This is a genomic window from Desulfonatronum parangueonense, assembly GCF_054656975.1.
In genome coordinates, this window is sequence record NZ_BAAHXH010000003.1 from 1869612 (window position 1) to 1894476 (window position 24865).

General features: G+C 57.7%; 18 protein-coding genes. 11 read left to right on the forward strand and 7 right to left on the reverse strand.

Annotated features, from left to right (window positions below; all coding sequences use genetic code 11):
• Nucleotides 1-33: 33 nt before the first annotated feature.
• The 4 genes from ACYQ15_RS08605 to ACYQ15_RS08620 are packed head-to-tail and all read left to right on the forward strand — an operon-like array spanning nt 34 to nt 9805.
• Nucleotides 34-1869 carry a hypothetical protein gene (locus ACYQ15_RS08605; protein ID WP_459937110.1) on the forward strand — a complete coding sequence of 612 codons (1836 nt, stop codon included), beginning with the start codon at nt 34-36 and terminating at the stop codon, nt 1867-1869.
• Nucleotides 1870-1906: 37 nt separating this feature from the next.
• Complete coding sequence (locus tag ACYQ15_RS08610; RefSeq protein ID WP_459937111.1) at nt 1907-3223, forward strand: serine/threonine protein kinase; 1317 nt, start codon at nt 1907-1909, stop codon at nt 3221-3223.
• 26 nt (nt 3224-3249) lie between these two features.
• Entirely contained in the window at nt 3250-8832 is a 5583-nt protein-coding gene (locus ACYQ15_RS08615) for a CapA family protein (protein WP_459937112.1), read from the forward strand.
• A gap of 22 nt (nt 8833-8854) precedes the next feature.
• Nucleotides 8855-9805, forward strand: a complete 951-nt coding sequence (locus ACYQ15_RS08620) for an alpha/beta fold hydrolase (protein ID WP_459937113.1) — start codon at nt 8855-8857, stop codon at nt 9803-9805.
• A gap of 68 nt (nt 9806-9873) precedes the next feature.
• On the opposite strand, the gene ACYQ15_RS08625 is transcribed toward ACYQ15_RS08620, so the two are convergent.
• The gene (locus ACYQ15_RS08625; RefSeq protein WP_459937114.1) at nt 9874-10785 is read right to left on the reverse strand and encodes an AEC family transporter; all 912 of its coding nucleotides are present in this window, start codon (nt 10783-10785) and stop codon (nt 9874-9876) included.
• 210 nt (nt 10786-10995) lie between these two features.
• On the opposite strand from ACYQ15_RS08625, the gene ACYQ15_RS08630 reads away from it, so the two are divergent.
• A complete protein-coding gene (locus tag ACYQ15_RS08630) occupies nt 10996-11214 on the forward strand; it encodes a hypothetical protein (RefSeq protein ID WP_459937115.1) in 219 nt (72 codons plus the stop codon).
• Here ACYQ15_RS08630 and ACYQ15_RS08635 read toward each other — a convergent pair.
• On the reverse strand, nt 11175-11840 hold the full coding sequence (locus ACYQ15_RS08635; RefSeq protein WP_459937116.1) for a 16S rRNA (guanine(527)-N(7))-methyltransferase RsmG: 666 nt from the start codon (nt 11838-11840) through the stop codon (nt 11175-11177). The genes ACYQ15_RS08630 and ACYQ15_RS08635 overlap by 40 nt on opposite strands.
• A 224-nt stretch (nt 11841-12064) precedes the next feature.
• On the opposite strand from ACYQ15_RS08635, the gene ACYQ15_RS08640 reads away from it, so the two are divergent.
• The 6 genes from ACYQ15_RS08640 to ACYQ15_RS08665 all read left to right on the forward strand — a co-directional run bounded on the left by ACYQ15_RS08640 (nt 12065) and on the right by ACYQ15_RS08665 (nt 18359).
• Nucleotides 12065-13030 (forward strand): ACP S-malonyltransferase, encoded by a 966-nt coding sequence (locus tag ACYQ15_RS08640; RefSeq protein ID WP_459937117.1) that lies wholly within the window; start codon nt 12065-12067, stop codon nt 13028-13030.
• A gap of 29 nt (nt 13031-13059) precedes the next feature.
• Nucleotides 13060-14715 carry an arginine--tRNA ligase gene (gene argS, locus ACYQ15_RS08645; protein ID WP_459937118.1) on the forward strand — a complete coding sequence of 552 codons (1656 nt, stop codon included), beginning with the start codon at nt 13060-13062 and terminating at the stop codon, nt 14713-14715.
• A gap of 64 nt (nt 14716-14779) precedes the next feature.
• A complete protein-coding gene (locus ACYQ15_RS08650) occupies nt 14780-15475 on the forward strand; it encodes an SPOR domain-containing protein (protein ID WP_459937119.1) in 696 nt (231 codons plus the stop codon).
• Nucleotides 15476-15526: 51 nt separating this feature from the next.
• Nucleotides 15527-16075 (forward strand): pyruvoyl-dependent arginine decarboxylase, encoded by a 549-nt coding sequence (locus ACYQ15_RS08655; protein WP_459937120.1) that lies wholly within the window; start codon nt 15527-15529, stop codon nt 16073-16075.
• Between the two features lie 631 nt (nt 16076-16706).
• Nucleotides 16707-17810, forward strand: a complete 1104-nt coding sequence (locus ACYQ15_RS08660) for a deoxyhypusine synthase family protein (RefSeq protein WP_459937121.1) — start codon at nt 16707-16709, stop codon at nt 17808-17810.
• A 294-nt stretch (nt 17811-18104) separates the two neighbouring features.
• Nucleotides 18105-18359: a hypothetical protein gene (locus ACYQ15_RS08665; protein ID WP_459937122.1), complete on the forward strand. Its 255-nt coding sequence runs from the start codon at nt 18105-18107 to the stop codon at nt 18357-18359.
• A 315-nt stretch (nt 18360-18674) separates the two neighbouring features.
• On the opposite strand, the gene ACYQ15_RS08670 is transcribed toward ACYQ15_RS08665, so the two are convergent.
• The 5 genes from ACYQ15_RS08670 to pheS all read right to left on the reverse strand — a co-directional run bounded on the left by ACYQ15_RS08670 (nt 18675) and on the right by pheS (nt 24865).
• Entirely contained in the window at nt 18675-19328 is a 654-nt protein-coding gene (locus ACYQ15_RS08670) for a lactate utilization protein (RefSeq protein WP_459937123.1), read from the reverse strand.
• Between the two features lie 100 nt (nt 19329-19428).
• Nucleotides 19429-19821 (reverse strand): phage holin family protein, encoded by a 393-nt coding sequence (locus ACYQ15_RS08675; RefSeq protein WP_459937124.1) that lies wholly within the window; start codon nt 19819-19821, stop codon nt 19429-19431.
• 91 nt (nt 19822-19912) lie between these two features.
• Entirely contained in the window at nt 19913-20290 is a 378-nt protein-coding gene (locus tag ACYQ15_RS08680; protein WP_459937125.1) for a MerR family transcriptional regulator, read from the reverse strand.
• Between the two features lie 886 nt (nt 20291-21176).
• Nucleotides 21177-23621 carry a phenylalanine--tRNA ligase subunit beta gene (gene pheT, locus ACYQ15_RS08685; protein WP_459937126.1) on the reverse strand — a complete coding sequence of 815 codons (2445 nt, stop codon included), beginning with the start codon at nt 23619-23621 and terminating at the stop codon, nt 21177-21179.
• 155 nt (nt 23622-23776) lie between these two features.
• On the reverse strand, nt 23777-24865 hold the full coding sequence (pheS, locus tag ACYQ15_RS08690) for a phenylalanine--tRNA ligase subunit alpha (protein ID WP_459937127.1): 1089 nt from the start codon (nt 24863-24865) through the stop codon (nt 23777-23779).

The window sequence follows — 24865 nt, forward strand, 5'->3', positions numbered from 1 at the left end:
TATTCAACTAATCCATCCCAAGACGAGGAAACCATGAAGGACATCCTGCACCATGAAGACCTCCGGTTCCTCAATCCGGAAAGGCGGATGCCCCAGTATAGTTGTTCACAAGCAGATGCGGCTCTAGCGAGGCTGGCAACACAGGCCATTCGTGGCCACGATGCTCATGCAACAGACACATCCGCCATTGATCGGCAGTTCGTCCAAACCGGTTTTCCGCAAGCCTTCGATCGGTTGATCCTGATCCTGTACGCCCCGGGCCAAAAGCGGATCCTGGTCAGCCGTTCGGCTACGGAGACGCCGCTGCGCTTTGGCGCTGTATTCCAGCGTTTATTGCGCCATCCACGATGTTCGACACTGGCTGCCCTTCCTTTCCGCCTGCAGATGGACTTCGTTGTTGAGCCGCCCATGCCCGTGGACCTGACAGTTGCAAGCATGAACCAGCGAGGGGAGCAGCATTTCGAGATCGGCCTGGACGGCTTGATCCTGCACGGGCCGGACGGCAAGCTCAAGATTTTTGCCCCCGGGGATGCTTATGTCCGCTCCATCATGGGCATGCGCCAGTTGCGCGATTATCTGTATCAGGCTTACGGCAAGGAGTACGTCAAGCAATCCGCCTGCTATCGTTTCCGGTCCAGCAGCTATCTTTCCGCCCCGGATTCCTGGCTGCGCCTGTATCGCGGCTATCCCCTGGTAGGACAGCTGACCAAGACCAAGGTCGAGCACGCGGTGGAACTCGCCATCAAACACATCCAAAATAACCAGGAAGAAAACGGCAAATTCTTGTACTACTATGACGCAGCCCGCAACTCCCGGCTGGACCACGAGCACCCGGGACGCGATCCGCTCAAGAATCCGTTTTACAATATCCTGCGCCACGGCGGCGGCGGCCTGACCTGCATATTTTACGAGAAATACATCAGCCAGGGCGCCACCCTGGACAATATCCGCCGGGCCATCGACTACCTGGTCCAGCAGACGCGGACCAAGGAATACAACGGCCAAACCGGAGCCTACATCTACAGCGAAAAAAAAGCCAAACTCGGCGGCACGGGCATCGCCCTTTACCTGGCCTCGGAGTACCAGCTTTTGACCCAAGACTCCCAATACCAGTCCTGGGCAGACCAACTGGCCTGGCATCTGCTGCACCAGATCACCAGCAGCGGCGAGTTCATCTACTACAACATCTACCTGGACCGGGAAGTCACCGAGAAGCAAAACCAGGAGTACTTTTCCTTCTACTATCCGGGCGAGGCCGTGTGCGGCATGGCCAAGTACCTGCACCTGATCGCGCCGGAGCACCGGGGGCTGTTTTTCGAAAAGCTGCGCAAGGCTCTGACCTTTCTGCTGGATGTTCGGCCGCGAACCAGGGCGGGTGAATACACCAAGGTCCCCTCTGATTCCTGGCTGATGATGGGGATCATGGAGCTTTGGGACTTCCCGGAAATGCGTGACCCGCGCTATGCCCGTTTCGTGTTTTCGGACGCCGCGGCAATGATCCGGCAGATGTACACGGTCACGAATGCGCCCTACCCGGACTATGCAGGCGCATTTTACTACGAATACGGAGATTACCCTTACGCCGACGGAGCGCGCTGCGAAGGGTTGCTGGGCGCCTATCAACTCGCGCTGAAAACGGGCGATCAAGCCAAGGCCCGAGAAATCTGGCAGGCCATGCATTTGGCGGCCTGGTCTCTGATGCATCTGGTGAACACCGAAAACGCCGTGTATTTCACCCCCAATCCCGATCTGGCTCTGGGTGGCATCCGGTTCAAGTACACCCGCCAGTGGTTTCGCATCGACACCATTCAGCATGTGGCCTCGTTTTATGCCAAGATGTTGCCGTATTGGCCTGGTGATCGTGAATAGAGGACAACGGTCACGAGGAGATGCGCCAGGGAGAGAGATGGCAATTCCTGAACTGAACGGCTGGAGCCATGATCCGGATGCTCGGCTTGGAGGCGGCGGGTATGCCCAGGTTTATCGTGGTTCTCATCCGGACAATCCTGAGCAAGCCGTGGCTGTCAAGATTTTTGACAATCCATTGCATGCCAACACTTTTGAGCAGGAGGTCCGCGTTCTGCAGGCCTTGCACGGCTGTCCGCACATACCGGCCCTGCTTGCCTTCGGCCGGGACGAGACAGGCCGATTATGCATCATCACGGAAATGGCTTCGGGTATCCGTCTTGATCGATACATTCGGCATCACGGCGTGCTGTCCACCGCCAAGGCAACAATACTGCTGGAACAGGTGCTGGCGGTACTGGCCTATGCGCACCAGCGGGATATTCTGCACAAGGACATCAAGGCATCGAACATCCTCATGGACGGAGACGTTTTTACCGTCCTGGACTGGGGAGTCGCCCAGTTCCGAAACATTGGCCGGCAGGAGACCATCCGGGCCAAACAGGACTACGTGGCCCCGGAATGCTACTGGGGCCGCCAGGAGTTCAGCACGGATTTCTATTCTTTGGGCTGGCTGGTGATTCAGGCGCTCAGCGGGGAACTGCCATACCGGTTTGCCCAAGATAAAGACCGAGACTACCGTATGGCCGCTCATTGCCTGGAGCGGCCTGAACTGCCGGAGTGCCTGGAAAAACCACTGCGAAACCTTGTGGCCAACTGGCTGCGCAAGGACCCCTCCCAGCGCCTGGTCGGCTACCACCTGCCCACCTTGCTGGCCCAGGCCCGCACCAGCCCGTCGGATTTTTTACAATATTTGGAATATCGCCAGATTAGACACGAATCCAGCTTTTTGCACCAGGGGGCAAGGCACGGCGTACCCTACGCCCAATACCACCTGGCCCTGCGCCTGCTTCAGGCGCAGCGTCTCCGGGAGGCGCGCTATTGGCTGGAACAGGCCGCGGATCAGAGTTACGCCCGCGCACGGTATCGGCTTTCCAGGCTCCTCGCCCAAACAGATCCTGGCCGGGCCGCCGGCCTGCTGGAACAGGCCGCGGCAGCAGGCCACGGTCCGGCCCAATATCATTTGGGGTCCTCCCTGCTCTCGTCCAGGGACACCCCCGCGGACGTAGCGCGCGGACTGTCATTTCTGCGCCAGGCCGCGGACAACGGCCACGGCCCAAGCAACGCTTATCTGGCCACTTGGCTGGCCCACTCGCCAAAGCACCTCAAGGAAGCCTGGCTGCGCCGACGCCGAGCCCAGGATCGAGGGCAAACGGTCAAGGCTTTACAGGTCATACCCCGTCAAAAAAAAATGTGATTCCGAGGGTGAAAGAGAGATGCATCGTGGCCATCACTGACAATGATTCTCCGCGTAGAACCGACGAATCCGGCCGACTCCCTCGGCCCGTTGTCATCTGGGCCGGAGATCTCAATCTGGGACGCAGACAACACTATCGCACCTCAGAGATAGGAGCTGAGAACGTCCTGGGGGGGATTACCGCCTTGCGAACAGCAGATCTGCGCATCGCCAATTTGGAGTGCGTGGTGGCCGCCATGGGAGAACAGGGCGCCAAAGGAAACAAGAATGCACCCTACTACTTCCGGGCCCGGCCGGAGATGCTTCGGATTCTGACCAGCGCGCATATCGACATTGTGGCCACGGCCAACAACCATAGCGGGGATTACGGTCCGGAAGCCCTGCTGGAACAGGGTCGCTGGCTGGACAGCGTGGGTATCGGGCATACCGGTTCCGGCGCAAACCTGGAGGCCTGTCTGCAACCTGCTCTGCGCCGAGCCGGGGATCTGAACGTGGCCGTATTCAGTCTGGACGCCACGGAACACCGGTTCGCAGCCACCCAGGACAATCCGGGGATCGCCCACCTTGCGCCCGACGATCCAGCCCTTTGGCGGGAAACCCTGGCCCCGCGCATCGCAGCGATTCGCGAGAAGGCCCATGTGGTTCTGGTGGCCGCACACTGGGGCCGCAACCACGCCGAAACACCTGCAGCGGGAACCAAGGCCCTGGCCCGGGCCGTGATCGACGCCGGAGCGGACGCAGTGTTGGGCTCCAGCGCCCACATTATCCAAGGCGCTGAAATCTATCGACAGCGTCCCATTCTCTACGACGCCGGCAACCTGCTCTTCGATTCCGTCCGGACCACTCTGGTCAGCGGGGGGGTCTTTGCCATGGAAATCAGCCCCCATGGCGTGGAACGCGTCAGGTTCGTCCCCATCGGCATCGGCTTTGGATACACGGTCCAGCTTGCCGGCCGTGATGCACGCCAAGCCGTGAGCCATTTTCAAAAGCTGTGTTCGGACCTGGGTACTCCGGTCACGCAGGAGAAGGATCAGACCGGTTCAATCAGCCTCGCCCCGCCACGCCGCACCTTTCTGCCCGATCCTCCTCCAGCCCCGTACACCCGTTTCGACCTGAGTCCATTGGAGCGCTCCATCCCAATGAGCTTGGCGCATGGAGAAGTGGCCCTGGTTCCGGAATATGCCCGCATCAGCCCGGTTCGACTGGGGCCGTTGACCCTGCTCGGACTCCATGTTCGACCGCGCGAGATTACCAGCCGCCGGATGATCTGGGTGGAAAGCTTCTGGACCAGCGAAAGTTCGATCCATGAAGACATCCGCCTGAACATCCGCGGCGTGCCGATCAGCCCCACCTCGATGCCGGTCTGGGGCAAGAGCATGGACCATGATCCCTGCGACTGGCTGGCCCCCACCAGCAGATGGCGCCCGGGAGTCATTTACCGGGATTTTTTCGGCCTGCGCGCCCCCCGGATGCCCAAACTGCGCAACGTGGATCTGCGCATCGAGGTGGGCATTCTTTCCCAAAACCATCCGGATGTTCCGCCGCATCTTGGCCCGATCCTCCGGATGGCGATTCCCGATCTGAAACCTTCGTCCTCTTCCACCACAAGCCCGTCCTATCGCTCCGAATATCCGGCTTCGATCCAACAGTGCCTTCCCGGTCAAACATGGACCGCGACCCAGCTCCAGGAGGTGACCGGCGGCAAATGGCTGGTGCCGCCTCCGAACGGCTGGCACGTCCGCTCCGTGGCCTATCAGCGCTCACTGATCCGTCGTTTGCCCAAGCCTTTTTTCTTTGTGGCTCAAGATCTGGCGCAACGCCTGCGTCATGCCCAGTCCACCCGGCCCAAACAGGAATACGATCGCCACCTTGAGCTGCCGAAACTGGCCCGGCGACTGGCCGGCGCCATGGTTTCGCGCCCTGTTCCCGGACTGCCGAAGGATTTTCCGCTGTTGCTGGTCCCTGATCCCATCCAGGCCTTGATGGAACTGGGCTTGGCAGCCCGGCAACGCTACTCGGGGCCTCTTGTGGCGATTACGGGAACAGCGGGCAAATCCACCACCGTGGCCATGCTTCGGCATATGCTGACCACGATTTCAGATCGCCCGGGCCCTGAAGGGCCCGTTCTGGCCACCCAGGGCAACTACAACACCCGCATTGACGCCTTGGCCATTCTGGCCAACCTTCATCCGGAGCACGACGCCGCCGTCGTCGAGGTGGCTCAAAGCGCCCTGTGGATGAAGCGCGGCCCGGTCACCCGCCTGATTCGTCCGACCATCTCGGTGATTACGGAAATCGGCATTTCCCAGGCCGACCTGCTGGTGTCCTCGGTTGCGGACACGGCCCACTGGAAATCCCGAATTTTTGACGGTCTGACCGGCCCGGCTGTGGCCGTGATCGGCGATCATTTTCCCTACTTCGATGAGATCCGGTACAAAGCCGCTCAACACGCCAAGCAGATCCTTATTTACGGCAAAAGCAGCGATGCCCAGATCCGGATCCGTGAAATTGGAATCAGCACCACGGGCCCTCCTGCGCAAAGTCGAATCACCCTGGACACCCCCCAAGGCCAAATCAGCTTCACCCTGTCCCTGCCCAGTCCGGGCATGGTTCGCAATGCCGCGGCAGCCCTGGCCGTGATTTTGGCCATGGGCAAGGACATCTCGGCCGCGGCCGAGGCTCTGGAGGGCTTCACGCCCAGCGAGGGCTGTCTTCGGTACCACACGATCATATTGGGCAATGGGCCGGTAAACATCATCGACGACAGCTACAACGCCACGGTCACTTCCATGCGCAACGCCTTCCAGGTTTTGGCGGAGCATCCGAAACCTGAGCAGGGCCGCAAAGTCGCCGTGCTGGGCCGCATCGTCCACCTTGGCGAGCAGGCCCAGACCCTGCATGAAGACCTGGCTCACCCCCTGCTGGAAACCGGGGTCGAACTGGTGATCACCCATGGCCCGGAAATGCGCTTCCTTAGGTCGAAGCTGCCGCCCGAGCTGCTGGGGCCGCACTGTGACGTTGCGGAAGAAGCGGTTCGTCACCTCCACGACCTGGCCCGGGCCGGAGACGTCATCTTGATCAAAGGATCGCGCCGGGAGTCGGATTTCGGCAATATCGCCGGCATGCTGGAGAAAGGCGGAGCGGGGCGGAGCAGAAACAGTAAGGCAGAAATCTCCTCACTGCCACTCCCCTCTCCAGCGGAAACGAAGAGCAGGAAGCAGGAAGGGCAAGACGCACCGCACCCCGCTCTCTCCTTTACAGAAAACCTGCTGCTCCAGGCCGCGGCTCGTCGCAACCTGAAGATTATCCAACACCCCGCCGGGTACTTCGAAATATTTCATAACGACCGGGGAGTGGTTTTTCGACGCAATTCACCGGATCACTCCATCCTGGCCTCGGCCATCGCCGCGGACAAGCACGACACCAAGGAACTGCTTGCCGTCGACGGATTTCCCGTTCCGGAAGGCGCGGTCTTTGTCAGTCAGAAAGCAGCCCGGCGCTTTTTTCTAAGCTTCCAAAACGACCCTGCGGGCAAAACCGGTCAGGCCCGACCCGTATGCGTCAAACCCGCTGTCAGTTCCAAAGGTCGGGGCGTAACCCCGGCTGTTTCATCCCTGGAAGCCTTGACCAGCGCCTGGAAGCTGGCCCGTCGATACAGCCGGCGGGTCATTCTGGAAGCTTCGGTTACAGGACGCAATATCCGCATCATGGTTCTGGGCGGTCAGGCTGTGGGGGCCTTGGAGTGCTTGCCGGCGTCCATCACCGGCAATGGCCGTGATACCGTGGCAGCCCTGATCAAGAAGCGCGGGATCAACCGGGCCGCCAACCCCTGGCTGGGTCAGTGGCCGGCAAAGCGACTGGATGCCCTTGAGTTGGCCGGACCGGCCTTGAATGTCGTTCCCGAACCGGGAGCGTCGATTCTGCTTTCCAACGTGGCCGGCATTACCAACGGCAGCGACACCATTGCCCTTGCCGACACCATTCATGTCTCGCTTCTGGAGCTGGCGGAACAGATCGTGCGGAGCTTTCCCGGGCTGCACCTGGGCTGCGTTTCCCTGATTTGCGATGATCCCGTCCGAAACGTTGCCGACCAGACCGTGATGGTCCTGGACATCGACGCCAAACCGGCCATTGCCGACCTGGCCTGCCCAACGTCCGGTCCGGCCGTGGACCTGTCCGATGCACTGCTGGACTACGCCTCGAGCCTTGCCCGGCAGCAACCGAGGCTGAATCAGCCGCCGGACATCCGCCCCGCCCCCTTGTTTGTACCACCTCCGGATGCTGTTTTCGCTCTGGACACCCGTCTGGCAGGACAGCTTTTGCGCCAGGCCGCCCGCTCGCGTCACATGGAGGCCGAGCAACTGTCCACCAGGCTTACGCGCATCACTCGTAACGACGACCAAATCCTGTTTTACAAGACTATGTCTCCAGGCACCCGGGTCGTGGCTCGGAGAGCCACCAACAGCAGCAAGGAATGGACAAAGCAATTGCTCCACGCTGCAGGCCTGCCCACTCCGACTTGGCAAGCATTCAGTGCGGATCAGCAGGGCGAGGCCTGGAACTATTTGCAGGCTTTGGGAGTTCCGGCCGTGATCAAGCCCCTCTCAGGCTCCTGGGGCCGGGGCGTGACTGCTGACGTGAGGCAGAGGAAACACTTCAACCAGGCCTGGGATCTGGCGATTCAGACCGGAACCCAATCAGTTATGGTGGAGGAATACGCATCGGGCAGCTTGTACCGACTCTTTGTCATCGGCAACAGTCTGGCGGCCGCGGCGGAGATCCTTCCAGCCCGAGTCACCGGGGACGGCGTGTACACCATCCAAGAACTGGTCATTGCCCAAAACCTCCAGCGCGAGCAGGATCCCTGCCTGGCTCACTGTCCCATTGTCCTTGGCCCTTCGGTGCTCCGGCAACTCCACGAACAGGGGCTGGAGGAAGGATCCGTGCTGGAAGCCGGGCGCGAGCTGCGGCTGGACACGGTGGCCAATATCGGCGTCGGCGGAACAAGCCTGGACATGACGGATCACGTCCACCCCCACTTTGCCTCCATTGCCGTACAGACCCGCATGGCCGTTTTTGACCCGCCCCATGTCGGCATCGACCTGATCGCCCAAAACATCTCCGCCCCTCCCTACGGTCAATCCTGGACCATCATCGAGGTCAACACCAATCCGGATTTGGATCTGCACCACTTTCCGGCATCAGGACACCCCAGAGACGTGGCCGGTGCCTTGGTGGAATTTTATTTTCCGACTCGTGAAACAAACGATTTTTCTTTTCGGCTGCAGCCTTCGCCGATTCCAAATGCGGGAATCGGCGTTTTCGCTCTTCATGACATCGAACCAAATACCTTTCTGGCATTGAAACCGCGAGCAACACCTGTCGGAATGACGACCAGAAAAGAAAAAATACCCGAAGGACTTCGGATGTACTGTATCGAAAAAAAACACGGTTTGTTACGTTGTCCTCGAAAATTTTCGCAAATGCATTTGGTCTGGTTTCTCAACCATTCCGATTCACCCAACGCCGTAAAGCGCAAGGATGGCTACTATTCCAACACAAAAATCCACACAGGCGAAGAAATATTGATTGACTACTCGGTTCTTTGAAATCAGCACAATGGGAATATCAATGAACAGATTTATTTTCCTTAAAAGGTCGACTTGCTTTCCGGCGATTCTGCTGGCCCTTTCTATTTTGTTCTTGGGCCACAAACCGATCCTTGCCGAAGATGCTCAGACCTGGCTGTCATGGAACACCCCGGCGGATCAAAGCCGCTGTCCCGACGTTTCGACTTATGCCTGGGTGGAACACGAACAGGGCCAGGAATGCATCCGCTACTTTCCCGGCGATGAAATCCGAAATGCCCCCTTGGTTATTGCCCAATTTTACGGCGACCGGGACAGAGTCATGCGCCAACCTTTGGACCAGATCCGCAACAATACCCGGCAATCCCAGGAAGGATACGCGGCAAGACAATCGCGCAGAGCCGGTGTTCCGGTTGTGGTTGTCGCACGTCCCGGAACCTATGGTTCCTCAGGCGATCATCGTCAGAGGCGCCAGCCCGAGGAGTACATTTCCTTGAACGCGGCCTTGGACCGGATCAAGGATCGCTACGGCATCGAGAGCTTCGTCCTTTTGGGACACAGCGGCGGAGCCACGGCGGCCGCGGCTCTGCTTACCATGGGCCGGACCGATGTTCGCTGCGCGGTCCTCAGTTCCGGAGCATTCTCCCTGCTCGCCCGTGCCGCCCTGCTCCGCCGTAACGAAGGTCGATCTCCGCGTCCCGGCCTGGATACAACGGGGCTGGCCGATCCCTACGATCCATTGGACCATGTTCAACACGTAGCCCATGATCCGCATCGCCTGATCATAATCCTCGGCAATCCCGAGGACAGGATCACGCCATTTGCCTTTCAACAGGCCTTTGCCGACGCCCTGGAAAACGCCGGCCATCGGGTCCATGTGCATGTCCATCCGGCCCGCGAACCGTCGTTTCATAATTTGCTTGGGAATGTCGCGATCGAAACAGCGGGGAGATGCGCCGAAGCTTCATGGAATGGATCTCTCACGTCACATTGACGAGCCATACCAATATGGCTGACTTGAACATTTATTCGCAAATACCCAAAACCCGTATCAACCGATTGTCACAAGATCCCGAGCATCAGAGGCATGGTCAGAAATGCGGCCAGAGTTTGAATCGTGATGATTTCCGCCATCAGCAAGGTGTCGCCGCCGAGTTGGCGGGCCAGTACATATGCCGCCGGTCCGCAAGGCAGGGCGGTGAATATCACAACGACCACCGCATTTTCATGCTCCAGACCAAAAGCCATGGCCAACCCCGCGGCGGAAAGCGGAAGCAGAAGCAGTTTGATCGCCGATGCCAGAGCAATGACCCGACTGTCGCCCACAAGGCCGCCGATTCGCAATCCTGCTCCCACGGACAGCAAGCCAAGCGGCATCGAAGCCTGACTAAGTACCGTAATCAACTCCTTTGCGCCGAACCCAAGAGAAATACCGGACAGATTGGCGACAATGCCCAGGAAGCAGGCCGTTATCATGGGGTTGTGAAGCAATGTCTTGATGGTTTGCAGCCGATCGTCCGGCTCGTTGGCGTTGACCAGCGAGACCACGGCCACACTGATCAGGTTGGAAAGCGGAATCATTACGGCAATGACCAGAGCAGCCAGGACAAGCCCCTGGCTGCCGTAGAGGACATAGGCCGCGGAAATGCCGACATAGGTGTTCGGACGCAGCCCCCCCTGAAAAAACGACGAGTAGGAGGCTGCTGTCAGCTTCAGATATCTGCGAAGCGCCAGCATCAAGGTGCTGACCAGAATCATGGACAAAGTGATCGTCAGGGCCGCATATCCGAAATGCATCTCATCGAAGCTGGCTGAGTACAGGCTGGAGAAGAGCAATGCCGGGAAGAAAACATAATAGGTGATCCGACCGGCCATGGGCCAGAAGGCTTCGCCCGGAAAATCCAATCTTCTGAACCCCCACCCCATGAAGATGAGCAGAAATATCGGCGTCAGGGCGGTGACAATTTGAAACATGGTGGACTCATGATTTGACAGTCTCTTGTCATTACAGCGCAATGACTTGATGTTGCGAGGGCGGCAAGGGAGTTTCGATCCGGCCAAAACAGGGTAAACCAGCCGGAAGAACAAATCTGCCCTGAACCAACTTGAAAAGCAGCTTTACGAAAAAAACTTTTCCTGCCATTATATCTGTTTTTGCACACCACCAGTACGAGGTGAACAGATATGCTTCCCATGGACACTTTGCGGGAAATTGAAAATATGCTCACCAGCGGCCAGATTGCGAAGGACTTTGAGGATGGTTGTGAAAATGACCGTTATCTGATCCTGGATTTTCTTGAGAAGCTGATGGAACTGGGTGAAGCAGCAGACAAGACGGCCACGGAAATCATTTTCAAAAGCTCCTACCTGGAAATGCTGGCCGGAGCCAAGGACCAGAAATAGCGGTTTTTTTCACCCACACGATAGCAGTGGGATCCGGTGGCAACCCAAGCCGGCGGCAATGTGTCCGGCACGGGTTCGTTGGACATGATTACCACGAAAGCGCGATTAGCCAACCAGGGTTTGACCAGCACGAGCAGCTCCGGCCAGGGCAGAAACGCCCTGCTCAGACAGAGATCCACCGGAGCCAATGCCGGCAAGGCCTGTTCGGCGCGTTGCGGCCGCACAAAGGTCTGTTTCAGCTTCATCGATCCCAGAGCCTGCAACAGAAAAGCCGTCCTCTTGCGTCGAATTTCCACGAGATGATACATGCCTTGCGGCCAGAAGAGGCGAAGCGGCAGACCGGGCAAACCCGCACCAGCGCCCAGATCAACGGTGCAGGGCGCGTGCGGCAGATTCAACGCCTCCAGAAAATCTGCCAGATGCCAGCTGTCCGCTATCAGGTCAGCAAGGATGGTATGCCAATCGTGAGGCCCCACCAGGTTCATCCGCTGATTCCAGATGAGCAGCAGTTCCAGGTATCGGTTCAATCCCAGTACTTGCTCCCCATTCAGGACCCGGCCCAAGGACGCGGCTGCGTCGGCAATCTGTGTCGGAGTCGGAGTTGCGATGGAAATTTGTGCGGCCATATGACTGTCCTTGGCTGAATTATTATATAGTTGCAAGCCCTGAACAAACCGAAGCATATTGATCATCAAATCGAAATCGAAATCGAAATCGAAATCGAAATCGAAATCGAAAAAAACCAGAATCGGACTTAAATCGTCAACTACCCAGCGATTATGTATAAAGATTGAATACCCGCCAAGTGTATACGATCAGGCTGCACCTCGAACACCATCAGGAATAATTTATGAATACTCCGGAAGTCAAAACGGTTGTCGTTTTCCCCGGCCAGGGCTCACAGGAAAAGGGCATGGGCCGCGACGTGGCGGAACGCTTTGCTGAAGCCATGGATCTGTGGAAACAGGCTGAAAAGGCCGCCGATGCGCCATTGCGGGAAATCTACTGGGATGGAACGGATCAGGACATGGCCAGGACGCTTTATTTGCAACCGGCCATGACCGCGACCACTCTGGGCCTCTGGATTGTGAGCCACCAGCGGCTGCGGCCAGATTGTCTGGCCGGTCACAGTCTGGGTGAGTTTGCCGCGCTGGCCGCGGCTCGCATTTTAGAGATTCCAAAAGTCCTGGAATTAACGGCCTTGCGGGGACGGTTGATGGACGAAGCAGGTTCGGCTCAGGGCGGTCAAGGAGGCAAGATGGCCGCGGTGCTCAAGCTGCCCAGGGACGTGGTCCAGGAAATCATTGTCGCCGCACGCGGCGAAAGCGGGCAGGAACTGCGCATTGCCAACGACAACTCGCCGGGGCAGTTCGTGATCAGCGGAACCACCGAACTTGTTGAGCGGGCGACGTCCCTGGTCAAGGAGCGCAAAGGCCGCGCCGTGCCCCTGGCTGTGAGCGGAGCATTCCACAGTTCCCTGATGGCCGAACCCGCCCGTGAATTTGCAGGCGTGCTCAAGAAGATGGATTGGCGCTCGCCCCGTATTCCTCTCTATTTCAACGTCACGGCACGACCTGAATCCGACCCGTCCCGCATTCAGGCCCTGATCGCCGAACAGATGACATCCTCCGTGCTCTGGACCCAGTGCGTATTGGCCCAGTGGCAGGACGGCGCGCGAAACTGGGTTGAACTGGGCCCCAAGGGTGTGTTGACAAGGCTGATCGGCGCCATTCTGGCCGACAAGACGGACTCCTGGGACAGCAAGAGTATCGCGGCTCTGGAACAACTCGATACGCTTCCATCATCCTCCGAATGAACCGCTGAAGACAATCACGAGAACCATCCATGCGCGCAAAAACTTATCTGCGGGAACTCCTGCAGCCCTTTTTGGCGGAACACAACCTGGACTGGAGCGCCGGTTCAACCCTGGAACCGCCCAAGGACAAGCGCTTCGGCGATCTGGCCACGAACATGGCCTTCACCCTGTCCAAAAAGGCGGGCAGAAATCCCCGGCAGATCGCCGAGGACATTGCCCAGAGGCTGCAAAACAAGGACGACCAACTGGCCAAGGTGGAAACAGCCGGCCCGGGTTTCTTGAACTTCACCCTCGCGCCCTCCTTTTGGCAGCAGGGCGTTCTGGACATCCTGGCCCTGGGCGACCGGTACGGCGCAGCGGATGTCGGCGACCGGCGCAAGGTTCAGGTGGAATACGTATCCGCGAACCCTACCGGGCCCTTGCATATCGGACATGGCCGTGGGGCGGCGCTGGGCGACAGCCTGGCGCGTATTCTGCGGTTCATGGGTTACGACGTCACCACGGAATACTACCTCAATGACGCAGGCCGCCAGATGCGCCTCCTGGGTGCATCGGTCCTGGCCCGTTACCTGGAACTCTGCGGTCGGGAGGCCGCCCTGCCCGAGGACGGCTACCAGGGTGAATACATCCGTGATCTGGCCCAGGAGCTCCTGGACAGGGACGGGCATTCCATCGCGGAACTGCCGGAGAACGAAGCCCTGGACGTTGCCCGCGACTTTGCCGTTGCCGGCATAATGGCCGGCATCAAGCAGGACCTGCTTCACTTCCGGGTAGAGCATCAGGTCTGGTTTTCCGAATCCCGACTGATCCGGGAAGGCGCCGTGGAGAACACTTTGCGGCGCCTGCAGACGGCAGGGCTTGCCTATGAGCAGGACGGAGCGCTCTGGTTCGCCAGCACCCGCTACGGCGACGACAAGGACAGGGTTCTGCGCAAGTCCGACGGTTCCCTGACATACCTGGCCTCGGACATTGCCTACCATGCCGACAAATACCAACGCGGGTTCGATTTGGTTGTAGACATCTGGGGCGCGGACCATCACGGGTATGTGGGCCGAATGAAGGCCGCGGTGCAGGCCCTGGGCCGCACCCCCGACGACTTGCAGGTCATCCTGGTTCAGCTCGTGAACCTGTTGCGGGCCGGCGAGCAGATTGCCATGTCCACCCGGGCCGGAAAATTTGAAACCCTGGCCGACGTCTGCGCGGAAGTGGGCCCGGATGCGGCCCGGTTCATCTTTTTAAGCCGCAAAAGCGACAGCCATCTGGATTTTGACCTTGAGCTGGTCAAGCGCCAAACCATGGACAATCCCGTCTATTATGTTCAATATGCCCATGCCCGGATTCACTCCCTGCTGTCCAAGGCTCTGGATGCCGGCATTTCCGTGAACACGCCGAGCCTGGACGTCCTGGCCTCGTTGGATACCGAAGTCGATCTGCAGATGCTGAAATCCCTGGACCAGTTCGGCGACGTGCTGGTCTGTGCAGCCGGCACCCTCAGTCCACACCATCTGAGCCATTATCTTATGGACCTGGCCGGCAAGCTGCACCGCTACTACACTACTCATCCGGTCCTGGCAGCAGGATCGTCCGACCTGGTCCTGGCCCGGTTGGCGCTGTGCCGCGCCGTGGCGCAGGTGCTTCGCAACGGCTTGGGCTTGTTGGGCGTCTCCGCTCCGCAAAAAATGTAACTGGTTCCGTCTTCCTTTTTCAAACATCTCAAAAGACAGACCTTCATCTTCGAACATTGCGGCAATGGCACAGAATACCTCAAAATCCACATCTTCCTCGAAGTCCAAGAAACGCTGGAAATTTGAACTTGGACCATTCGGGATGATCGGGGCCGGAATGGTGGGCATCCTGATCATGGCCTGGGCCTTCATTCTGGGCATCCTGGTGGGAAGGGGATACAATCCCGAGTCCGTCATTCCGGAAATTGGCCGCATCATAACACCCCAGACTTCGGCAATTACTTCAGCTCCCCCGAGAACCGTCCTGCAGCCGGAGGAGCTGCGCTTCTTTGAAACCTTGCAGGAACGGGCCAGCCAGCCTGCTCCAACAGCTCCACCGAGAAACGAACCGCCGGCAAGACCACAGGCCCAGCAACACATTCAACAGCAACCCGCAACACGGATAGAACAACCGCAACCCCTGGTTCAAGCCCCCCCGGCGGAACCGACTCCCGCTCCGGTCCCATCTTTGGGGCCGCAATACGAGTTTGTCTTTCAGGTGGCTTCATTTCAAAACGACGGCCAGGCCCGCTCCCTGCAGCAACGCATTTCCTCCGCGGGTATCCCGGCAACCGTTGAAGCCGGGACAGTCGAGGGCCGGCAATGGTATCGAGTCCTGGTGACGGTGCGCGGCGCACAAACAGATGCGAATCACATCAAATCACAGCTTCAGGGATTGGGGATTGAAAACCCTTTCCTTCGAGCGAAAAAATCTTTATGAGGCTTCTCACTTCCATGGGAAGTGGTAATAATTGTTCAGGAGGATCGAATCATGATTAATTTTGTTCCACGGCAAGCATTTTTCACCAAGGGCATCGGCCGACACAAAAACAAGCTCCAGTCTTTTGAGCTTGCCCTGCGCGACGCGGGAATCGAGAAGCTGAACCTGGTGTACGTATCCAGCATTTTTCCACCGAACTGCAAGATGGTCACGGTGGAGGAAGGCGTTAAACAACTCAACCCCGGCCAGATCACCTTCTGCGTTATGGCGCGCAACGCCACCAATGAAAAAGGTCGCCTGGTCGGTTCGGCCGTGGGCATGGCCTTTCCGGCGAGCAAGGAACATTACGGTTATATTTCCGAGCACACGGCATTCGGCGCCGACGAGCAGGAACTGGGCGACTTTGCCGAAGATCTGGCATCGACCATGCTGGCCACCACTCAGGGCGTGGATTTCAACCCTGAGACGGCCTATGATGAACGGCGGCAAATCTACCTGATGAGTGGAAAAATCATCGATTCCGCTTCAGCGCCCTGCGTGACCACAGGCGTGGCCGGGGTCTGGACGACCACGGTTTCCGCAGCGGTTTTTCTGCCCTAATCTTCACTTCATCCGCCTTTCCTCAGGCCGGGGAAAGCTCCCCGGCCTGTTTTTTTTTGCACCGCCCAGGCAAGGCGTTAACTTCACCTTGCACCTCATGCCGGAATGATGTTGGACCGTCTCCTTGATCTCGGCGGGTTCCCTGCAACTTCGCCGCGGCGGCATGCGCGGATGGCAACATAATTTCAAGGATCATCGGAGCCTTTCGTTTTCAACTCCTCAGGTAACTATTCAGCTCATCCGGGGGATGGTCATTCACCTGCACTGGATTCCGGCTTTCGCCAGAGTGACTTATCGAAGCAAGCTGTATCTACATCAGTCATACCGGCGAATGCCGGTATCCAGATCTTTTTCGTGGATTTGCTGAATAGATACCTCCTCAGTCATCCAGCCATAAATAAACCCGAAGATCCGCTTTTGCTGGATGATTGGAGCGGACGCAAATGGCAGGACTGGCCTTTCCCGCGCAGGCGCAATATCTTACGCCGCAGCGTGGCCCCGCGAATATTGCGAAGTATTGTTTGACCGACCTTTTCAATACCCTACAATCCATCCCTTCCAGCCATTGATTCCAATAAATGAGTGAACTTTTTGCCACTTTGCAATCTTTTTTGGAGATCCCCTAGACGACATGAATATTCGACGTATCACCCACCTGCACTGCGCGGAAGATGACGGATTGACGCCACTGAAATGCCTGGATCTTGAGACGGTTCAGGACTTTGATGAACTGCTCACGGCCATGTCCCGGACTGCGTTCGGGGGCAGAAATCTGGGCGAGGCCCTGGATGTGTTGGAGGCTATGGTCAATGATCCGGAATGCCTTGTCGTGGGCACTTTTTCCGGGGCGATGACCGTGGCCAAGATGAGCAAGGTCTTGTGCAAGATGATCGACAACAAGTGGCTGGACATAGTCATTTCCACCGGAGCGCTCATGGCGCACGGCTTCATTGAATCCATCGGCCTGAAGCACTACAAGTACGAACCTGAAGGGATGTGCGACAGAAGGCTCTTTGAAAAAGGCTACAACCGGGTGTACGACACCTTGGAACCTGAAACGAACTTCATGCAGGCTGAACGGATCATTTCCAGGGTGATGGATGAAATTTCAGATGTGGAACATCTGTCTTCGGAAAGCGTTTGCCGGGCCATCGGTCGACACCTGACGGAGAACTATGAAGGATCGGGCATTCTGAAAAGCGCCTACGCCATGAAAGTGCCGGTCTACATCCCGGCCTTCACGGATTCGGAATTGGCCCTGGACATCGCATCCCACATGTTGCGCAAGAACCCTGAGTGGCAATCATTGACCATTGACGATCCGGCGCAACTGCCGTTCCAGTTCAATCCCTTCCTGGATCTCTTCAGTTACACGAAGCGAATATTGGGCGCCAAGCGGATCGGCATCTTCACCATCGGCGGCGGCGTGCCCCGCAACTGGGCCCAGCAGGTAGGTCCGTTTCTGGAGATACTTAGCCAGCGCATCGACACCATGAAAACAACAGCCCGCCGCTTCCAATACGGAGTGCGAATATGTCCGGAACCGGAGCATTGGGGCGGCTTGAGCGGGTGCTCCTATCAGGAGGGCATTTCCTGGGGCAAGTTTATTTCTCCAAAAGACGGCGGTCGTTTCGCCGAAGTTCCCAGCGACGCGACCCTTGTCTGGCCCCTGCTCGTCAAGGCCCTGGAACAGCGGTTGGCCAAAACAAAGGGCGAGGACCACATTCGGAAGTAAGAAACAGAGAAAACAGGGAACTGATCAACCAGGTTTCTCCGGGTGGCTTTCCATCGATCAGCGCTCCAATGATGCCTTGAATACCAAAAGAGAAACCGCCGGCGCACTATTCTTCTTGACAGTCTCCCGTGCTTGCGGGGATGATTTATCCGTCAAGATACGAAGCGAACTGAATGATCACGTTTGATGGTCGAGGTTGCTGCCAGATCGGTACCCTCCCTTGAATGATGGGAAAGCACCTTTAAGCGAATGGACTTCGCCTCCCGACCTTGTCTTATCGAAATGGGGGACTCCATGGAAAAACGCTATCTTTTGCGCAAGTGCGGCAGCGGATCCAAATCCATACCCATTGATTGTTTCACGGCGAACGGCATGGCTGAAGCCAACCAGGCGGTGAAATGTCTTCGTCAACATCACCCGGAACGACCGGATCTGCAACTCGAACCTGGGGATTTTTTCGAACTCCTAGAGCAGGGCCACTGCCCTCCCGAAGAATGGGAGGCCGACCTGGCGGAATTGGCAAGAAAACGGAAGCAGGCCATGCCGTAAAAGAAAATCTTCAGATTTACGACATTATCCACTGCCGTTTCTTACCACCCCATAAAATACCAAGAATAACTACCCGGTTCCAGAGCGGGAAGAGGTTAGCTAAGCACAAACTTGTGGCAAGCATGACCTGGATTCCCGCCTTCGCGGGAATGACTTTGTATGCCGTCTCCGGGCCGGTCATGCCTGCGAAGGTGGGTATCCAGCCCGGCATTACTCGGATGAGCTGAGTAATTATCCAGGACGGCACTTGGGCTGCATGCAACAGGGGCGATAACCGGCACTATTTTCCCCCCAGGCACTGTCATAATGCTCTGGCTATAGTCCCAGATCCTCATTAATCAAGATCACCTTGATCCGACCTTTGGGAAAGGATTTTTCCGTGATCGTCCAGACATTACAGATCCGTTCCGGACTTTTGCAGTCTTCACAAAACGCGGTCTTCACGCACGGAGTTTTCATCTTGAGTCGCGTGGCGTTGGCCGGAGCAACATAGCCCTTCACCCGGAGCATGGCCTCCTCGACATCGACGCACAACTTGTTGCGCCCCACAAGGACGACCACATGACGCGGACCGAACGCCAGGGCCGCCACCCGGTTGCCGTACATGTCCAGGTTGATCAGCTGCCCGCTTTCCGTCAGAGCATTGGTGCCCGTGAGATAGAGGTCGCTCAGCAGGGCTTGACGCCGCCGCTCCAGCTTTTCCTCCTTGCTGATGGACGGGTCTGTGGGATCCAGCATCTTCAGACCCTTGCGCTGCTTCAGGCCGTCCAAAATCCCGGAATCGTAGAGGGTCACGGACCCGCCCCAGGCTACAAGGACGGGCTTGACGGCAGCAAGGACGGTGTTCAGGACAATATCTTTGGCCTGCTCCATGTTCTTGGCTTGGTAGACGTCAAAGTTATTGCCTTCCAGACTCTCTTGGACTTTTTTCAATCGCTTCTGCCAGAAGGAATCCAAATAATCATTCATGTCTGCTCCAGATCTATCAATGAGATGAATACATACCCTTCACGCAACGAGGCGGCTGAAATCCTGTTTTGAAAACAAAACGTGCCGGGTAGTCGCCGTTTCACATTCGCCACCGCCCCCTGCGCTGCATCTGAACATATTCCACCCGGCCGCGGTCGCTGATGAACGAGTTGAGCAGCCAACCCGTTATCGTGATGATCAAGGAACCCAACAGGGCCGATCCGAAGCTGGCGACATAAAATGTGCCCACCAAGCCGGAGACCATCATCAACAGCAAGGCATTGATGACCAGGAGGAACAAGCCCATGGTCATGATGGTTATGGGCAGCGTCAGGATGATCAGGATGGGCCTCAGGATGGCATTCAAAACCCCCAGTACCGCGGCCGTGAAAAAGGCCGACCAGAATCCCGCGGTTTGAATCCCCTCGATGAGATAGGCCGCGGCCAGAACGGACAGAGTGAGCATCAACCAGCGTAATAACAAGCCCCGCATATGGTCCTCCACGTCTCTCGAATCAACTGAAATTTGCATCGCCAACCGAAGCCATCCATCGCGAAAGCCCGGTTGCCGAAGAGAATGAGCATCAACGCTTTGAGGGGTCATCGGGCGATATTTTTCCACGCTCCAAGGAACCGGCGACGATTTCTCGAATGCCTTTTAATTCCTTGATAATATCTTGAGTCAACTCACGGAATTGCGCGCCTTCGTCCAGGCGACGGCGGGCGCCGTCGATGGTCAACCCTTCTTCATGCAACAGAATCTGGATTCTGCGCAACATGTCCATGTCGTCATGGGAATAAAGCCGCTGCCCTTTCACCGTTCGCAGAGGGTTCAATTGTGGAAACTCTGCTTCCCAGAAACGCAGTACATACGGCTCCAGCCCAAGCACGCGAGCGGCCTCGCCGATGCGCAACAGCTTCGGATGCGTGGGAATCTGGGTTATGCACTGGGGACTTGGCATGGTGCGGCACAGGTTCAGCGGCGAAGATTTCACTATCTACGTAGCAGGAAAGGCAAGAAAGAGCCAGTTGCGAAACCTCGCAGAATGTTCATCCAGTCCAATCATTGGCTACCGCCAGGAAGCGATGCAACTTGGCGACAAAAAAACCGGCACCTCTGCATGAATCAAGTAACTCATGCAGAGGTGCCGGGTAATTGAGAATGGAAATTTCGAAGTGAGGAACGGAGGGAGCATTACGCGTTTCTGTAAATCGGGATGCGAGCATTACGCATTTTTTGATGAGCTTCACCCATTTAGATCGCCCCTCCAGGGCTGGATAACTAACTCATTGATGTCCCAGGGCGTTGCCCTGGGCTGTATTTGCCCCTCCTTCGGAGGGGTGCCCGTAGGGCGGGGTGGTTTTAAATTCCCCTCCTTCGGAGGGGTGCCCGAAGGACGGGGTGGTTTTAAATTCCCCTCCTTCGGAGGGGTGCCCGAAGGACGGGGTGGTTTTAAATTCCCCTCCTTCGGAGGGGTGCCCGAAGGACGGGGTGGTTTTAAATTCCCCTCCTTCGGAGGGGTGCCCGAAGGGCGGGGTGGTTTTAAATTCCCCTCCTTCGGAGGGGTGCCCAAAGGGCGGGGTGGTTTAGGTTGAAAAGTAAGGACATGTAGCGTTTTTGTACTTCTCTTCGGCACCACCCCGTCAGGCTTCGCCTGCCACCCCTCCAAAGGAGGGGAATTCTTGACCCCGTGCCCGAAGGGCGGGGTGGTATTAAATTCTGTTTCGTCCTTTCAGGGCTTGATTTCAGCCCCAAAGGGGCGACATGTTATATCCCAGGGCAACGCCCTGGGACAACGATGGGAAAGCAGAATTGTGTCATAAACGCGTAATGCTCCCAGGAACGGTTCAGGAAAAACGAATCGGCAACTGCTCTTGCAGAACAGAGCAGAGACCCTGATGGAGTTGGTCGACCTCTTCATTGGTCAGGCTGCGCTCCGGATGTCGGTAAGTCAGGCGCAAGGTATGGCGGACTTCGTTTGCTGTATCGAAATCCGCAGCTGAAGACGGGCTGTCGGCAACCTGGACGCCAGGCAGAAAGCGGTCTACCAGGATCACATGCTGGAGCAGGTCGATGCCGGCGGTCTGAATGGCTTCGATGATCTTCGCGCAGGTCAAGTCCAGATCGCTGATCACGGTCAAATCCCGGCGTACCGGTGGGAAGACGGGGAGAGCCTTGAAGGATGGACGGGATTGTGCACAAAAGCGTTGCAGCAGATCCAGATCGATTTCCGCGAGGAACAATTCCCGACGAACGTGGCACTGCTCGGCGATCTCCGTTCTCACCCTGCCGATCCAGCCGCAGGACTCACCGTTCAGACGGATCTCGGCGCAGGGCAGGCAGATGGAATGCTCGGGCAGAGTACGGTATTCCGCTTCGGGAAGCTGCAAATGCCGCAAAAGATGTTCCACCATGCCCTTGAGATCAGCAAACTCCACGAACTCGATCGGACACGGCCATCCTTCAGGATACCGTTGTCCAGTCAGGGCCAGACCGAGTCGGGAGGGTTCCCTGGCTCCGGTTTCCGAGCCTGGATCGGGCTGAAAAACCACGGACGTTTCAAAAATCCGCAGCGAATTATTGCCCTGGGTCATGTTGTGCCGCACGCTTTGCAGCAGTCCAGGGGCCAGCATGGGTCGGAGAACGTTCTGTTCCTCGGAGAGAGGGTTGCGCAAGGCAATGGTCCGGGAGTCCTCGGCAATCCCCAGCAGCGCCAACTCCTGGGTGGAGACGAAGCTGTAGTTGATCACTTCGGTCAATCCAAGACCGCGTCCCCAGTGCTTGACCCGGCGCCGAAAAGCCGTGTCCGGGGCCAACGTTGTCAACGCATCCAGCGATTTGGACAACCTGGGCAGAACCGCCGGGATGCGATCCAGTCCGTAACAGCGTCCAACCTCTTCGATCAGGTCCGCTTCCCGCTCCAGATCCCGACGGGCGCCGGGAGGCGTAACCCGCCATTCCTTCTGATCCTCGGCGGCAACCTTGCAGCCAAGAGCCTGCAGCGTGTCGCGACAAAAGGCGTCTTCAAGGGGCAGTCCAAGAAGTTTCCTGGCTCGCTCCGGGCGAAAGGAAATCAGGGGAGACAACCAGGGCCGGGGTTGATTCCAGGCGACGCCGCGCATGACCGTTCCGCCGGCTGTTTCCTGAATCAACGCCATGGCCCGGTCCAGAGCCAGCTTGGCTCCGGGTTGATCAACGCCGCGCTCAAATCGATAGGATGATTCACTGGACAGTCCAAGCCGACGCGACGTCTTGCGGATGCTCACGGGATTGAAGACCGCGCACTCCAGAAGGATGGAAGATGTCTGTTTCGTGACCTCGGAGTTGGCTCCACCCATGACCCCGGCCAGAGCCACGGCCTTTTCCGCGTCATGAATGAGCAGGTCAGAGGACAAGAGTGTCCTGGTTCGTCCATCCAGCGTTTCAAAGCTCTGGCCTTCCCGAGCAAGACCCACGCGGATCATTTTTCCGGAAAGCAGAGCCAGGTCGAAAGCGTGCAGGGGCTGACCCCACTCCATGAGAATGAAGTTGGTCACATCCACGACATTATTGATGGGCCGCTGTCCCACGGACAACAGCCGCCGCTGCAGCCATGCCGGGCTGGGAGCAATCCGAATGCCCTCGATGATCCGGGCCTGGTACAGCGGACACAGTTCCGGCTCATCAATGACAATGGATACGGCATCAGAACAGTCCGGCCCTTCCTCAATCACGTCCAGCCGAGGCAGCTTCAAGGGCAGATTGAACTCCGCGGCCACTTCCCGGGCCAATCCGAGGACGCTCAGGCAATCGCCGCGGTTGGGCGTGATGGAAATGTTCAGGACTTCGTCATTCAGGTCAAGGACGCGAAGCAGGCTGTGTCCGAGATTGTAATGTCCATCCAGAACCATGATCCCGTCGCTTTCTTCGCCAAGCCCGAGTTCAACCTCGGAACAGATCATGCCCTGGGACGGCTCGCCGCGGATCACCGTCTCGGCAATGACCTTCCCGTCCGGCAATGCGACTCCGGGCTTTGCCACGGCGACCAGCTGCCCCTGGGCGACATTGGATGCTCCGCAAACTATGGGCAGCGTCCTCACCTGCCCGATGTCGACGCGGCAGAGGTTGAGCCGATCCGACTGGGGATGACGCTCGCAATCCAGAACCCGCCCCACGACAACATTGGCAAGATGAGCAAAAGGACGGGTTACTTCCTCCACTTCCAGGCCAAGCATAGTCAACCGATCGGCCAACTGCTCGGATGTACCTTCATAGGGAGTGAATTCACGCAACCAGTTCAGGCTTAAAAACATGGGAAACCTCAAGCAAAGGGAAGATGTCAGGAAGTCGAATCAAGGAGTAGCAGGTCGGTGGCTTGTCCGCTCAACTGAGATCGACGCATGAACCAAAGACCTGAGAGGGACGTGATCGGAAAAAAGAAGCTTCACCAGTATGGTGAAGGGGGTTGTCAACCGAACTGGGAGACGAAACGGGTATCGTTCTCAAAGAACATGCGCAGGTCGCCGATCCCGTATTTGAGCATGGCCACGCGCTCCACCCCAAGACCGAAGGCAAACCCGGTATAGACTTCAGGATCATATCCCACGGCAGTGAACACCGCCGGATCGATCATTCCACACCCGAGAATCTCCAGCCAGCCGGTCTGCTTGCAGACCCGGCAGGCCTGCCCGGCGCAAACACCGCGTCCGCCGCAAAGCATGCAGGAAACATCCACCTCGGCGCTGGGTTCGGTAAAGGGGAAGAAGCTGGGCCGAAACCGGACAATCGCATCCTGGCCGAAAATCTGATGCACAAAGGCTGTCAGCGTTCCACGAAGATCGGCCATACTCACATCCTTATCCACCAGAAAGCCCTCGATCTGGTGAAACATCGGCGTGTGAGTCAGGTCGGAGTCGCGGCGGTAGACCTTACCCGGAGCAATCGCCGCCAAAGGCGGGCTCATCCGTTCCATGGTCCGCACCTGCAACGGGGAAGTATGCGTTCGCAAAAGGGTCGTGTCACCGATATAAAACGTATCTTGCATGTCCCGCGCCGGATGATCGGGCGGAAGATTCAGGGCCTCGAAATTGTAGAAATCCGTTTCCAGCTCCGGGCCTTCAACGATATCGAAACCAAGCGAAACAAAGGCTTGGCAAATTTCTTCGGTGACCAGTGTTACCGGATGCAGGCTGCCCAGCCAGTGAGCTCTTCCGGGCAGGGAGGGATCAAAGCGGGCCAGAAGCTCCCGTTCCCTGTTTCGCTCCAGATCCCGCAAGCGGGCATCCAGCCGTTCCTGGAGCATGGCTTTGACCTGGTTTGCTTTCTGACCAAGCAAGGGCCTCTGTTCCGGCGGAGTCTTGGCCAGACTGGACATCAGTCCGGCCAAGAGCCCCTTGCGGCCAAGATAGGCTACGCGAATATTTTCGACGTCTGGAGCGGTATGGGCTGTGGCCAATCCCTGCTCCAGGGCCTGGACCAGGGAATCCAATTGTTCGGCAAGGCCGGATCCTGCGTTGGGGGATTGCCCCTGGGAATGCTCCATGCTCGATGCGGACAT

Excerpts from the sequence above, each read along its gene's own strand:
- ACYQ15_RS08605 (WP_459937110.1), top strand. The coding sequence starts at position 34 with ATGAAGGACATCCTGCACCATGAAGACCTCCGGTTCCTCAATCCGGAA.
- ACYQ15_RS08625 (WP_459937114.1), bottom strand. The coding sequence starts at position 10,785 with ATGTTTCAAATTGTCACCGCCCTGACGCCGATATTTCTGCTCATCTTC.
- ACYQ15_RS08635 (WP_459937116.1), bottom strand. The coding sequence starts at position 11,840 with ATGGCCGCACAAATTTCCATCGCAACTCCGACTCCGACACAGATTGCC.
- ACYQ15_RS08680 (WP_459937125.1), bottom strand. The coding sequence starts at position 20,290 with ATGCCAAGTCCCCAGTGCATAACCCAGATTCCCACGCATCCGAAGCTG.
- ACYQ15_RS08655 (WP_459937120.1), top strand. The coding sequence starts at position 15,527 with ATGATTAATTTTGTTCCACGGCAAGCATTTTTCACCAAGGGCATCGGC.
- argS (WP_459937118.1), top strand. The coding sequence starts at position 13,060 with ATGCGCGCAAAAACTTATCTGCGGGAACTCCTGCAGCCCTTTTTGGCG.
- ACYQ15_RS08665 (WP_459937122.1), top strand. The coding sequence starts at position 18,105 with ATGGAAAAACGCTATCTTTTGCGCAAGTGCGGCAGCGGATCCAAATCC.
- pheT (WP_459937126.1), bottom strand. The coding sequence starts at position 23,621 with ATGTTTTTAAGCCTGAACTGGTTGCGTGAATTCACTCCCTATGAAGGT.
- ACYQ15_RS08640 (WP_459937117.1), top strand. The coding sequence starts at position 12,065 with ATGAATACTCCGGAAGTCAAAACGGTTGTCGTTTTCCCCGGCCAGGGC.
- ACYQ15_RS08660 (WP_459937121.1), top strand. The coding sequence starts at position 16,707 with ATGAATATTCGACGTATCACCCACCTGCACTGCGCGGAAGATGACGGA.
- ACYQ15_RS08670 (WP_459937123.1), bottom strand. The coding sequence starts at position 19,328 with ATGAATGATTATTTGGATTCCTTCTGGCAGAAGCGATTGAAAAAAGTC.
- ACYQ15_RS08610 (WP_459937111.1), top strand. The coding sequence starts at position 1,907 with ATGGCAATTCCTGAACTGAACGGCTGGAGCCATGATCCGGATGCTCGG.
- ACYQ15_RS08620 (WP_459937113.1), top strand. The coding sequence starts at position 8,855 with ATGAACAGATTTATTTTCCTTAAAAGGTCGACTTGCTTTCCGGCGATT.
- ACYQ15_RS08650 (WP_459937119.1), top strand. The coding sequence starts at position 14,780 with ATGGCACAGAATACCTCAAAATCCACATCTTCCTCGAAGTCCAAGAAA.
- pheS (WP_459937127.1), bottom strand. The coding sequence starts at position 24,865 with ATGTCCGCATCGAGCATGGAGCATTCCCAGGGGCAATCCCCCAACGCA.
- ACYQ15_RS08675 (WP_459937124.1), bottom strand. The coding sequence starts at position 19,821 with ATGCGGGGCTTGTTATTACGCTGGTTGATGCTCACTCTGTCCGTTCTG.
- ACYQ15_RS08630 (WP_459937115.1), top strand. The coding sequence starts at position 10,996 with ATGCTTCCCATGGACACTTTGCGGGAAATTGAAAATATGCTCACCAGC.